Origin of the sequence: Bacillus pretiosus (assembly GCF_051294775.1) — a bacterium.
In the GTDB taxonomy this organism is placed as follows: Bacteria; Bacillota; Bacilli; order Bacillales; family Bacillaceae_G; genus Bacillus_A; species Bacillus_A wiedmannii.
On sequence record NZ_JBPPHF010000505.1, the window covers coordinates 1 to 285 of the forward strand.

Genomic DNA, 285 nt, shown 5'->3' on the forward strand with positions numbered 1-285 from the left:
CAATTAATCCAAGCAAAAAGCCCCTCCTTACAAAAGGAGGGGCTTACATGTATTTCTATTATGATAAAGCAGGAGCTTTTTCAAGTAGCTCTTTCGCATCAGCATATTGTAACCCGTGTGCTTCTGCAACTGCTTCGAATGTTACATATCCGTCTAATGTGTTAATACCTTTTAATAATGCAGTGTTGCCTAAGCAAGCATCTTTGTAGCCTTTGGTCGCAATTTGTACTGCATATGGTACCGTTACGTTTGTTAATGCAAGAGTTGATGTACGTGGAACTGCTC

The 285-nt window shown here is 40.0% G+C and carries 1 pseudogene; it reads right to left on the bottom strand.

The features are described from left to right. Positions 1–58: 58 nt before the first annotated feature. Positions 59–285: pseudogene (locus ACSG5Z_RS31935) on the bottom strand (alanine dehydrogenase); the annotation flags it as partial.